Origin of the sequence: Solirubrobacter phytolaccae, from assembly GCF_027587195.1 — a bacterium.
In the GTDB taxonomy this organism is placed as follows: Bacteria; Actinomycetota; Thermoleophilia; order Solirubrobacterales; family Solirubrobacteraceae; genus Solirubrobacter; species Solirubrobacter phytolaccae.
This window is the reverse complement of the sequence record NZ_JAPDDP010000005.1, coordinates 166,233-173,241: the sequence shown is the minus strand read 5'-3', so window position 1 is coordinate 173,241 and position 7,009 is coordinate 166,233. Positions and strand designations below refer to the sequence as shown.

The window sequence follows — 7,009 nt, the reverse complement described above, 5'->3', positions numbered from 1 at the left end:
CGCCGTGCGCGTGCGCGCCATCGCCGTGCGCGCCATCGCCGTGCGCGCCATCGCCGTGCGCGCCGTCGCCGCGCGCCGCCGCGCCGCGAGAGGCCCCAGCGTCGTCGCGCCTTGCCACGAGCGCGGCCACTCGGCGTGCGTGCTCGGGCGTGTCCTCGACGTAGGCGTCGAGGGCGGCCGCGGAGTCGTCCAGCGCCTCGCCGAGGCCGGCCAGGCGGGAGACGACGTCGACCGTGCGCACGCCCTCGTCGGCGGCGGCGCGGAGCCAGTCGTGGGCGTCGGGCAGAGCGGCGTCGAAGGACGCGATGCCCAGAGCGGCGAGGAGCGCCGCGCGGTCGTCGGTCGGCGCGCCCTCGTCCAGGGCGCGGCGCAGGTAGGTGGACGCTTCCTCGCCGCGGGAGTCCTCGGCGGCGGCGACCAGCCAGGCCGTGATCTCCGGGTTCGCGGACGGGCTGACCTCGAGCAGGTGGCCGGCGACCGTGCGGGGGTCCGCGCCGGCGCCGATCAGCGCGCGGGCCGCGGCGCGGTGCAGGCGCTCGCGCTCCCCGCACGTCAGCTCGGCGGCGATCGCCGTCGCGATCACGCCGTGCACGAAGTGGTCGCAGTCCGTGGCCAGCAGCCCGGCGTCCACGAGCAGGTCGCGCGCGAGCGGGACCTCGCCGACGGAGACGCCCGCGACCTCGGCGAGCACGTGCGGCGAGGCGTCCTCGCCGACCACGGCCAGCGCCTCGATCACGGCCCGCTCACGCGCCGCGAGCTCGGCCAGCCGGCGCCGCACGCGGGCCCGGGCCGGCTCGGAGATCTCGCCCGGCGCGGTCAGCGCGAGCTCGGTGATGAGCCACGGCACGCCGCCGGTCGCGCGCTGGAGGTCACGGCAGACCGGGCCGGGTGTCTCCGGCGCGACGCGCCGGATCAGCTCGGCGGCACCGCGCGCCGACAGCGGGCGCGGGTGCAGCACGGTCGCCGTGCGCACGCCGCCCAGCAGCGACAGCAGGTCCGAGGACGTGCGCGTGCCGACGAACAGCGCCAGCGGCAGGTCCTCGATCCGCCGCGCGAGGTAGGCGAGCACGCCGAGCGACATCCGGTCGGCCCACTGGGCATCGTCGACCACCAGCGCCAGCGGCGCCTCCGACGCCAAGGCGGAGCAGAACCACAGCGTGCTGTGCGCGATCGTCAGCAGCGAGGAGTCGCCGTGCGGCGAGACGCCGTCGCGCAGCAGCTCGCCCGCGGCGCACGCCGCGCCGTCCATCAGCTCCGGGTACTCGCGGGCCGGCGCCTCCAGCAACGCGCGCACGACGCCGAACGGCAACCGCTGCTCGAGCGGGCTCGGCGCGGCCCGCCGCACCGTCCACCCGTCGGCGCCGGCGAGGGCCGCGCCCTGCTCGAGCAGGGCGGTCTTGCCCAGGCCCGCGGCCGCCTCGATGACAACCACGCCGCGCCCCGCGCGCACGGCGGTCTGCAGCGTCTCTAGCTCTGGGTCTCGCTCGATCAACGGCGAGAGAACGGTGGTGGATCGAAGCCGGCTCATGGTCGCCGGACGACGGTCTCAAGGCGCCAGCGACGGGTCAAGTGGGGCTGCCCGAACCATTTTCCCGGTCACGCGACCGGAGCACGGTAGGGCCAGCCCCAGTGTTTCCGCGCTCAGGACACGCGCATCCGCAGCACGACCCGACTCGACCGGTTGCGCGCCGCGTCGACCGCCACGAGCTCCACCGAGTAGCGCCCTCGCGCAAGCCGCTTGCGGATCTTCAGCGACCGTCCGTCACCGCTCACGCGCGTGATCACCCGCTTCCCGCGCTTGACCGTGGCCGTCACGCGCGCCGCCTCCGAGAGCCGGAAGTTGATCGTCCGTCCAACCACCCAGGCTCGCGTGATCCGCGGCGCGGTCGTATCCGGCGGCGGCGTGCCCGGCCCGCCACCCGAGCGCGGCGGCAGCCCACCCTCCACCACCACCGGCGGCGCCGGCAGCGCGAAGAAGTCCGCGCCCACCGTGAGCGGCCCGTGCACCTTCAGCGCGCACTCACCGCCCGTGCACGGCGCCCCGAACCAGCCCGTGAACCCGGCGTTCGCGCCGACCGAGGCCCGCAGCCGCACCACGGTCCCCACGTCGAACGGCGCGCTGCACCGTCCCGGGCAGTCGAGCCCGGCCGGGTCGGAGACGACGCGGCCCGGCCCGCTCACGCCGACGGTGACCACGTGCGGGTCGCCGAGCAGCCGGTAGACGATCCCGTAGCCACCCGACGTGCCCACGCCGACGATGTTCCCGTCCTCCTGCAGCGCCGCGCCGTGCAGGGTCTCGGCCGCGCCGCTGTCGTAGCCGATCGCGCCGTCGCCCTCGAACGTCACGTCCAGCTTGCCGCCCTCCGTGAGCCGGTAGAACGCGCTGTCGCCGCCGCCCGCACCTGCAGTCGTCCCGCCCACGAGCACGAGCTTGCCGTCGCGCTGGGGCAGCACCGCGCGGACGACCTCGTCCGCGGCGCTGTCGATGAACTGGACCCCGATCCCATTGAACGTCCCGTCGGGGGCGCCCGTGGAGTCCATCCGCCAGACGATCCCGTTGTGGCCCACGGTCGTCTGGCCCGCGACGACGATCTTGCCGTCGGGCAGCGCCGCGATCGCGTGCCCGACCTCGGTCCCGCCGACGTCGAGCCGGACCTTGCCCTTCTCGCGGAACGTCTCGTCGAACTTGATGACCGGGTCGAGCCGGGCGACAAACGCGTCGGCGTCCGTCTTGCCCGTCACCAGGATGCGCCCGTCGGCCTGCACGGCGACGCCGGTCGCGCCGTCCAGCGACTCGGGATCGAGGCCGAAGTGGAACTTGCCGCCGTTGTTGAACGTCGCGTCGGGTGAGCCGTCGTGCCCGTGGCGGCGCCAGACGATCGCGTCGCCGAGCCCGGCGACCGTCTCACCCGCGGCGACGAGCTTGCCGTCCGGCGCGATCGTGAGCGCGGTCAGGTTCTCCGTCGTGTTCTCGGTCGTGACCGCGACCACGCCGTCCGTGCCGAAGCTGGGGTCGGGTCGCCCGTGCGTGTCGAAGCGCCACAGCCGTGAGCGGCCGTTGACCGAGCCGCCGACGACGATCTTCCCGCCGGGTTGGATCACGACCGCGCGCAGACGATCGGTGCCGCCCGGCAGATCGAGCGTGATCATGCCCTGCTCGCCGAACGTCGGGTCCGGCTTGCCGTCGCGGGTGAGTCGATGCACGCGGCCGACGGCGTTCTTGTGATCGGCGACGAGCACGAGCTTCCCGTCGGGCTGCAGCGCGACCGCGCGGGTCTGGTCGGCGAGGAACTTGACCTCGCCGCGGTCGCCGAAGCCGCGGTCGAGATCGGCGGTCGCCGCAGAGGCGGTCGCGGGGAGCGCGAGGGCGGACGCGGCCAGGAGAAGTGAGAGGCGTCTGAGCATCCGGGCACTCAAGCCCCGCGACGACACCCCGACAATCCGTGCGCTGCCCTGGACTTTGGCCTCAGGGTCCCCGAGGCCCCTAAGTCCAGGGTCGCACCCTGATTGTCGGCGGTGGGGTCACTCCCGAGAATCGCGGCCTCCTCCCCACCGATCGACCCGGAGACAACTTCAGATGAAGCGCACCATCCTCGCCGCCCTCGCGGTGGCCTGCCTGGCGGCCGGTTGCGGCTCGACCGCCGAGAAGAACGACTACGTCAACAGCGTCAACGAGGCGCAGACCGCCTTGACGAAGTCGCTGAGCACCGTCAACCCCAGCGGAGAGCCGGAGCAGATCGCGACCGACCTCGAGCAGGGCGGCAAGGTGATCGACTCCGCCGTCGCCGACCTGGAGGGCATCACCCCGCCCGACGACGCCGAGCACGCCCACGCCCGCATGATCAAGGGCCTCACCGAGATCGCGAACACGTTCCGCGACGGCGCCACCGCGGCGCGCGACAAGGACCCGACGAAGATGGTCGAGATCCTCGGCGGGATCCAGACCTCCGCGGGCGTGAAGGAGCTCGAGGCCGCGCAGAAGGAACTGATGGCGAGCGGCTACAAGTTCGAGGAGAGCTGATCGAACGGGCTGCGGCGACCTTGACGTGAATTTGACGAACCGCATGGCATTCCTTGACGAACCATCCATACGTTGGAAGTCGACCATGCCCAGCACTTCGTCAAGTAACGGCCGGCCCGTGGGGGAAACCTCCGAGGCCCGCATCGCCAAAGCCCTCGCCCATCCGCTCCGTGCGCAGATCCTGCAGCGCCTCGGCGAGCGTGTTTCCAGCCCCGGTGATCTCGCTGAGGAGCTGGGCGCGCCGCTCGGCGTCGTCAGCTATCACGTCCGGATGCTGCGCGACTACAACTGCGTCGAGCTCGTCCGCACGGAGCCCGTGCGCGGCGCGCTGCAGCACTTCTACAAGGCGACGGCGCGCCCGAACCTCGAGGACGCCACGTGGCGCACGCTGCCCTCGCAGCTGCGCGGCGAGCTCTCGAACGGGACGCTCACGTCGCTCGTGGAGGATCTCGCGGCCGCCGCGGACGCGGACAAGCTCACCGACCCCGAGGTGGTGCTCACCCGCACCCCGATCGAGCTCGACGAGAAGGCGTGGAAGAAGCTGAACAAGCTCCTCGCCAAGACGCACGAGCAGGCGCTCGCGATCGCCGCCGAGTCCGCCGGGCGCGGCACGGACGGCGTGTTCCAGACGGAGCTCGCGCTGCTGCACTTCAAGCGCGCGTAGACGCATCACGACCCGGGCGCGAGCGATGAGTTCGCTCGCGCCCGGCCGTCAAAGCTCCGTATGGACACCTTCGGAGCTCCCTCGGACCCGGCGATCCTCCTCCTGCACGGCGCCGGCAACACGCTGTTCTCGTGGCACGACGAGCTGTGCGCGCGCCTCGCGGCCACCGGCCGCCACGTCATCCGCTACGACCTCGACGGCCCCGATCTCGACGGCCTCGTGCGCCAGGCGCTCGACCTGATCGACCGTGCCCACGTCGTCGGCCTCTCGCTCGGCGGGATGGTCGCGCAGAAGCTCGCGCTGGCCCACCCGGAGCGCGTCGCCTCGCTCACGCTGATCGCCACCACGCCCGGCGGCGACGACCTGCCCGCGCCCGCCGACGGCCTGTTCGACCACGAGCCGCCCACGCCGGACTGGACCGATCGCGCGGCCGTGATCCAGTACGTGGTCGAGGCCGAACGCGCGTACTCGCCGCGCTTCGACGAAGCGACGCAGCGGGAGATCGCGGTCCGTGTCGCCGACCGCGGCACGCCGCCGCCGTCGCTCGAGGGCTTCTCGTTCGGCCCACCGTGGCGGGATCGGCTGGGTGAGATCACGGTGCCGACGCTCGTGATCCACGGCGCGCAGGACCCGATGTTCCCGCTCGAGCACGGCGAGACGCTCGCGCGCGAGATCCCCGGCGCGACGCTGCTCGTGCTGCCGGAGACCGGGCACGAGTATCCGCCGCGCCGGCACTGGGACACCGTGGTCGCGGCGCTCGAGCAGCACACTGCGTAGATGCGGATCGCGGTCTTCGGCGACGCGCACGCCCACGCCGACGCGCTCGACGCGGTGGTGGCCGCGGCCGACCACGCCGAGGTGGACGCGCTGTGGTCGCTCGGGGACATGATCGGCGGCGGGCCGGACCCGGTTCACGTCGTCCGCACCACGCGGGCGCGCTGCTCAGTGGCGCTGATGGGCAACCACGACTACGCGGCGACCGGCTCGGTCGACCCGTCCCGGCTCGGCGACGCGACCGCCTCGCTCCTCCATGCGCAGGCGACGCTGTCCGAGGACGACCTCGACTGGATGCGCCACCGCCGCCCCGCCGCGCGCCGCGAGGGCGTGCAGTGCTGGCACGGTGGGCCGCGCAACCCGGTGTGGGAGTTCGTGACGCCGTCCACCGCGCCCGCCGCGCTGAAGCTGCAGCGCGCGGACCTCGGCCTCGTCGCGCACACGCACACCGCCGCGGCGTTCACGCCCGGCCGCCGGCGCGTGCCGATCGTCCTGGACGAGCCGCTGGACGTCAGCACCGGCAAGTGGCTGCTGAACCCGGGAGCGGTCGGCGCGCCCGTGCCGCCGCGCAAGGGCTGGTTCGCGGCGCTGGACGCCGAGGCGGCCGACGGCGCGTTCTGGCTCGAGCTGGACGTCGAACAGCGAACCGCCACGTGGCACCGCGCGCCCTACGACCCGGCGCCCGCCCGCGAACGAGCCCGCGCGCTCGGCTTGGACGACGGCTAGAGCCCGGCCCGTTCGAGCGCGTTGTCGTAGTCGTCCTGCAGCTCTTCGGGGTCGCGCCCGGAGGCCACGCCGCTCTCCCACAGCTCCGCCATGTCATCGGCGATCGGCGCGTAGCGCTCGAGCCACTCCTCGCTGCGCGCGAGCCAGTAGCCGGTGAGCGAGTAGCGCGTGCGGTCCACGCCGAGCTCGTGGCGCAGGTAGCGGCGGGCGGAGCGCACGGTGCGCGTCTCCCCGGCCATCCAGACGTAGCCGTCCTCGAAGGGATCGGGGCAGGAGCGCACGACGTCGTCGAGCCGGCTCCCCGCCGCGCCGTCGCCGCTGCCGTGCAGCCAGCGCACGTCGAGGTCCGCCTCGGTCTGCCACTCCTGGCGGTCGGCCTCGTCGAACACCTCGGCGACGACCTTCGCGCGGGTGCCGGCGGGCAGGCCCTCGACGATCCGCCCGATCGCCGGGAGCGCCGTGAGGTCGCCGACGAGCAGCTGCCACTGCGCATCCGGCGGCGGGTCGTAGCCGCCTTCGGTCTCGATCCACACGAGCTCCGCGCCCGGACGCGCCTCCCGCGCCCACGTCGCCGCGAGCCCGCCGGCATGCAGTGCGAAGTCGACGACGACTTCGCCCGGCCGCAGCGCGCGGACCGTGTAGTTGCGCCGGTTCTCGTGATCCCCCGGCTCCCCGAAGAAGATCTGCAGCCAGTCGTCGGGGCGACCGTCCTGCGCTGCGCCGGGTACCTCGAAGGTCAGCCGCAGCATCCGGGGCGTGACCTCGAGCGTGTCCTTCAACGTCGCGGTGAGCACCGGGGTTAGGGTACCCTAACCCCGGTGCGT

General features: G+C 73.6%; 7 protein-coding genes. 4 read left to right on the top strand and 3 right to left on the bottom strand.

From position 1 onward, the window contains the following. Both OJ997_RS04670 and OJ997_RS04665 read right to left on the bottom strand, forming a co-directional pair. Positions 1 to 1,528, bottom strand: a 1,528-nt coding sequence (locus OJ997_RS04670) for an AAA family ATPase (protein ID WP_270023874.1), incomplete at its 3' end; no start/stop codon positions are given. Positions 1,529 to 1,641: 113 nt separating this feature from the next. Further along, positions 1,642 to 3,405 carry a hypothetical protein gene (locus tag OJ997_RS04665; protein ID WP_270023873.1) on the bottom strand — a complete coding sequence of 588 codons (1,764 nt, stop codon included), beginning with the start codon at positions 3,403 to 3,405 and terminating at the stop codon, positions 1,642 to 1,644. Positions 3,406 to 3,577: 172 nt separating this feature from the next. Between OJ997_RS04665 and OJ997_RS04660 the strand changes: the two genes are divergently transcribed. The 4 genes from OJ997_RS04660 to OJ997_RS04645 all read left to right on the top strand — a co-directional run bounded on the left by OJ997_RS04660 (position 3,578) and on the right by OJ997_RS04645 (position 6,185). Continuing rightward, entirely contained in the window at positions 3,578 to 4,021 is a 444-nt protein-coding gene (locus OJ997_RS04660; protein WP_270023871.1) for a hypothetical protein, read from the top strand. A gap of 118 nt (positions 4,022 to 4,139) precedes the next feature. Next, a complete protein-coding gene (locus tag OJ997_RS04655; protein WP_270023870.1) occupies positions 4,140 to 4,685 on the top strand; it encodes an ArsR/SmtB family transcription factor in 546 nt (181 codons plus the stop codon). Positions 4,686 to 4,745: 60 nt separating this feature from the next. Beyond that, positions 4,746 to 5,462: an alpha/beta fold hydrolase gene (locus tag OJ997_RS04650; protein WP_270023869.1), complete on the top strand. Its 717-nt coding sequence runs from the start codon at positions 4,746 to 4,748 to the stop codon at positions 5,460 to 5,462. Next, on the top strand, positions 5,463 to 6,185 hold the full coding sequence (locus OJ997_RS04645) for a metallophosphoesterase family protein (RefSeq protein WP_270023868.1): 723 nt from the start codon (positions 5,463 to 5,465) through the stop codon (positions 6,183 to 6,185). It abuts the gene before it with no gap. On the opposite strand, the gene OJ997_RS04640 is transcribed toward OJ997_RS04645, so the two are convergent. Then, the gene (locus OJ997_RS04640; RefSeq protein WP_270023867.1) at positions 6,182 to 6,979 is read right to left on the bottom strand and encodes a siderophore-interacting protein; all 798 of its coding nucleotides are present in this window, start codon (positions 6,977 to 6,979) and stop codon (positions 6,182 to 6,184) included. The two genes, OJ997_RS04645 and OJ997_RS04640, sit on opposite strands and share 4 nt — an antisense overlap. Positions 6,980 to 7,009 lie beyond the last annotated feature (30 nt).